The 5219-nt window shown below is 52.8% G+C and carries 1 protein-coding gene; it reads right to left on the bottom strand.

Annotated elements, in window-relative coordinates; genetic code table 11:
- On the bottom strand, positions 1 to 5219 hold a 5219-nt coding region (locus tag AAC854_RS21070), incomplete at both ends, for an amino acid adenylation domain-containing protein (protein WP_340618805.1).

The raw sequence follows: 5219 nt of genomic DNA, 5'->3' as shown, positions 1-5219 counted from the left end.
GCTCAATGGATCGCTCTAACAAGATCGCAACATGCTCACCCGGATAAACCCCTTGCTCAATTAACTGACGGGCCAGCCGGTTAGCACGGATATTCAGCTCCGTATAACTGAGGGTTTGATCTCCCGCTATCAGCGCTGTAGCAACCGGCGTTTTCTCTGCCTGCTGTTCAAACAACTGATGAATACATAACTGCTCAGGATACGGTGTTTCCGTCGCGTTCCAGGTTTCCAGCAATAACGCACGTTCCGTTTCAGGCAAAATATTCAGTTCCCGTACCGGTGTTTCTGGTGCCTGCTCCAGCGCTTCTGCCAGACTGGTCAGCGCCTGCTGCATGTAACCGCATATCCTTTCCGGATCAAAGGGTTGTACTACCTGAGCCGTCAGCCCCAAATCGGAACCCCCATCCTCTACCGACAACACAAACGGGTAGTTGGTTCGTTCCTGTGCGCCAAGGAATTCAATTCCGCTGATGATCTCATCCGGCGTGACCGGCTGGGTATTATGCCGGTAATTCAACAGCGCATTGAACAGCGGTGTCCCACTGGCTACCCCACTGCAACGTTGGGCCAGCGCCAGTGAGGCATGTTCATGCGCTAATAACCCTGCCAATCGGCTATGGGCGGCCTGTACACTCTCCCGCACCGGGGTTTCATCTATATCCAACCGTAACGGCAGGGTATTAATAAACAGCCCCATGCCATTGTCAGCGCCTTCGCCAGCCTGCATACGCCCAAACAGCACCGTGCCAAACACCACTTGCTTCTGATCACTGGTACGCGACAACACCTGTGCCCAGGCCAAATGACACAGCGCCGCCACACTGACGCCCAAACGCCGGGCCTGATTACGCAGACGGTTATTCAGTGCAGGCGTCAGCATTCTGTGCGATTCCGCTACCTGCGAGCCGTCATGGTGTACTTCCGTCAATCCGAATGGCAACGTCGGCTCATCCACCGCCGCCAACATATCGGTAAAGAAACGGGTATGTTCTTCCTGACTGATTCCCAATTGAGACTGAGCGACCAAAGTACGAAAAGGTACTGGCGCAGACAGGCTGTCTCCCCGTCCGGTAAGATACGCCTGCACTTCGCTGTTCATCACTTCCAGCGTGGTATGGTCACCAATCAGGTGATGTAACAGTTGCAGCAGGACCCAGCGGCCATCCGTATCCTGAGCAATAACAAAGCGCAACAACGGTGCCTGACTCAGGTCAATACGATGCTGGCACGGATCAAAGCGTTGGGTCAGTTGGTCACTGATCGATCCGTCAGCCGGATTGAGTGTCAGTTCTGTGATGAATAAGGGAACCTGACGACAAACCACCTGAGCCGGAGCTGACAATCCCTCCCAGATAAAAGCGGTCCGCAGGATATCATGGCGATCAACCACCTGTTGAACCGCGGCCAGATAACGATCCAGCAAAGATCGATCCGCAAAAGCCTGTTGGGTTAACAGAAGATAAGGATCGCCTTCATTTGCCAGAAGATGGTGGAATAAAATGCCATCCTGTAGTGGTAACAGAGCATAGATATCCTGAATGTTAGCCAGCCCACCCGGTACCTGATCAACAATACAGTCAATTTCACCCTGAGTGAGGTCAATCAGCGGCAACATCTCCGGTGTTAACACAGACGTATCCGGTGTAATACCGTTATCAGGCACCTTGATCTCACAATGCTGAGACAAAGACTGAGCCAGCACATTCAATGTCGGGTGCTGGAATAGCGCTTGTACCGAGATACCCAACCCCATACACCGCAAACGCTCAATCATCCGTACCGCCAACAGCGAGTGGCCTCCGAGGGCAAAGAAGCTATCGTGCCGACTGATCTTCTCAACTTGCAGCAATTCACGCCAAATGGTCGCTAACGCCACTTCTACCTCCCCTTGCGGGGCTTCATAGACCTGACGGGCAAAGGCTTTTTCTCCCGGTGCCGGCAGCGCCTGACGATCCAGCTTGCCGTTTGGCGTCAGCGGAAACGCATCCAGACGTACAAAAGCCGTCGGCACCATATAATCCGGCAACCGCGCACTCAGGTGTTCACGCAGACTGGCGGCCAATCCATCATCCGTTTGCGCTACCACATAAGCCACCAGGCGTTTATTCTGTCCATCACCCAACGCCACTACCAGTGCCTCACTCACCGCCGGATGTTCAATCAACCGAGTTTCAATCTCTCCCGGTTCAATACGGAAGCCACGGATTTTAACCTGTTGGTCATTACGGCCAACAAATACCAAATTGCCATCCGGCAGGTAACGGGCCAAATCCCCGGTGCGATACATCCGCGCATCCGGCTGATCACTAAACGGATCCGTCAGGAAACGTTCAGCGGTGAGTTCAGGGCGATTGAGATAGCCACGGGCCATACCCACACCGCCAATATATAACTCACCGACTGCGCCCAGCGACACCGGCTGACCGTGTTTGTCCAACAGATAGACTCGTTTGTTAACTGCCGGTCTACCGATGGGAATTAATCCCCCTGTATAGTCTGGCGGGCAATTCCAGGTGGTGGCGCAAACGGTGATTTCCGTCGGGCCATAGGCATTGAACACCTTGGCCTGACGGTTTAATGTCTGGATTAGCGCCGGACTGGGTGCTTCACCGCCCAGTATCACGGTCGGCTTTATCGTCAGCGCCGGTAAATCAGCGCCATCCCGCAGCAGGGCAGGAGTCAAACAAGCGTGCGTCACCGATTGCTCTTCCAGATAATGCCAGAGACGGTGCGGGTCTTGCCGGATTGTTTCAGTCGGAATAATCAGCATAGCCCCACAGCTCAACGCCATCATGATTTCCCAGACGCTGGCATCGAAGCCAAATGAGGCAAATTGCAACATCCGGCTGGTGATACCCACATCAAACTGGGCAATGTGTTCCAGCGTCAGGTTAACCAGACTCTGATGTTCAATCATCACCCCTTTCGGTCTGCCGGTGGAGCCGGAAGTGTAGATCACATACGCCAGATGCCGTGAGGTGAGAGCAGGAATTTGCGGATTATTATCTGGTTGATTAGTGTCAGGCTGATCCGACAGGGCATTTGGATCGAGTACCGTTAACGTCTTCAGTGCTGCTTCACCCAAGGCTGCCCGTCCAACATGATCCGCCAGCAAAACAGTTGGCACAGCATCAGTAAGCAGATAAGCCAGACGTTCACCCGGATAAGCCGGATCTAGTGGCACATAAGCCCCGCCCGCTTTCAATACCGCCAGCAATCCCACTATTCTTTCCAGTGATCGCGTCACGCAAATGGCTACCGGTTGGTCTGGTATTACACCCAATGCAATCAGTTGATGTGCTAATCGGTTGGCGAGGGTATTCAATTCAGCGTAACTGAGCGTCTGATTTTCATACCTTACCGCTATCGCATCCGGGGTTCTCTCTACCTGTTGTTCAATCAACTGATGAACACACAACTGTTCAGGATATGGCGCTACGGTTGCATTCCAGGTTTCCAGCAACAACCGGCGCTCTACTGGTGCCAGAATATTCATTTCCCCGACTGGCTGCTGAATGTCAGCGACCATCGTTTGCAGTATTGTGTGCAAATACTCAACGTGTCGTTCGATTGTCGATTGATCAAACAGGGCGGTTGAATAACCGAGATAACCGACAATCCTGTCCTCCTCTTCAAACAGATTAAGTTCAAGATCAAACTTAACGACATCAAGGGCTTGATCGACCGGTGAAATTGTCAGCCCCGGCAATCTCCATTCCACAATCTCATTGCTCTGCCAGGCAAACATCACCTGAAACAACGGGGTATGCGCCAGCCTACGCGGTGGTTGTACAATCTCTACCACTTGTTCAAACGGTAAATCTTGATGCTCCTGTGCCGCCAGCGCGGTTTGCCGCACACGCGACAGCAACTCCGTCACATTAGGCTCACCCGATAAGTCGATACGCAACGCCAAAGTATTAACAAAGAAACCAATCAAGGATTCCACTTCCTGACGGCTGCGACCGGCACTGGGTGTACCGATAACCACATCATCCTGACCGGACAAACGGGACAAGACTATTGACCAGGCTGATAGCAAGGTCATAAATAACGTGACCCCCTGTTGTTCACTCAGACGCTTAAGGGATGCCGTTAACTCTGCGTCCAGATTGATAGGCCACAGGTTCCCGGCAAACAACTGTTCAGGCGGACGTGGTCGATCAGTTGGCAAATCCAGCAAGACTGGCGCGTCAGCCAACGCCATTCGCCAATAATCGGATTGAATCTGAACCCTCTCTGCCGACAGCCACTGACGCTGCCATGCAGCATAATCAGGGTATTGGATCACCAACGGCGGCAACGGATCAGGCTGTTGGTTTAGGCAGGCTGAATAAAGTGCATTCAGTTCTGATTTCAATATCCCTAAAGACCAGCCATCGGACACAATATGGTGTTGGGTCAGCAGGAAGATATACTCATCGTCAGTCAGTTGTATCAGAACAGAACGAATTAAGGGACCGCAGGCAAGATTAAACGGCATTTTAGCTTCCTGCTCGCACAAACGCTTAAGCCGCTCATCCACCTCCGGAGCTTTACGCAGATCGTATTTTTTCATCGGCAGACCAAAGTCCGCCGGCAGGAGTTCAACCTGAGGCTGCTCATTGACTGTGATAAAAACGGAACGTAATGCTTCATGGCGGGCAAACAGGTGATTCAGCGCCTGCTGCCAGGCACGAATATCAAGCTGGCCCCGTAAACGCAGTGCCAACGGAATATGGTAGGTATCACTAACCCCCTCAAACTGCGCCAGGAACCACAGACGCTGTTGCGCAAATGACAGGGGTAGTGCTCCGTCATGGGGTGTCGGTGTGATGACGGGCAATGCCCCATTCTGTTCATTAAGATGCTCATCAACCACCTTAGCAAAGGCCAGCAAAGCAGGCGCTTTAAACAATGTGGTCAGCGGCAGTTCGGCACCTAAAGCCGCGACACGGTTCATCACCCGCATCGCCAACAACGAATGACCACCCAGAGCAAAGAAATTGTCATACCGACTGATTTGCTCAACATCCAACAACTCGCGCCAGATAGCCGCCAAGGCCATTTCAGTTTTCCCTTGCGGCACTTCATAGACCTGACGGGCTAAGTTTTCCTCTCCCGGCACCGGCAATGCCCGGCGATCCAGTTTACCATTCGGCGTCAACGGGAATTCATCCAGACGGACAAAAGCCGCCGGCACCATATAATCAGGCAAGATTGCGCTTAAGTGGGCACGC

Origin of the sequence: Xenorhabdus entomophaga, assembly GCF_037996725.1 — a bacterium.
Classification (GTDB): Bacteria; Pseudomonadota; Gammaproteobacteria; order Enterobacterales; family Enterobacteriaceae; genus Xenorhabdus; species Xenorhabdus khoisanae.
The sequence above is the reverse complement of the archived record's forward strand: the minus strand, read 5'-3'. Positions and strand labels throughout refer to the sequence as shown.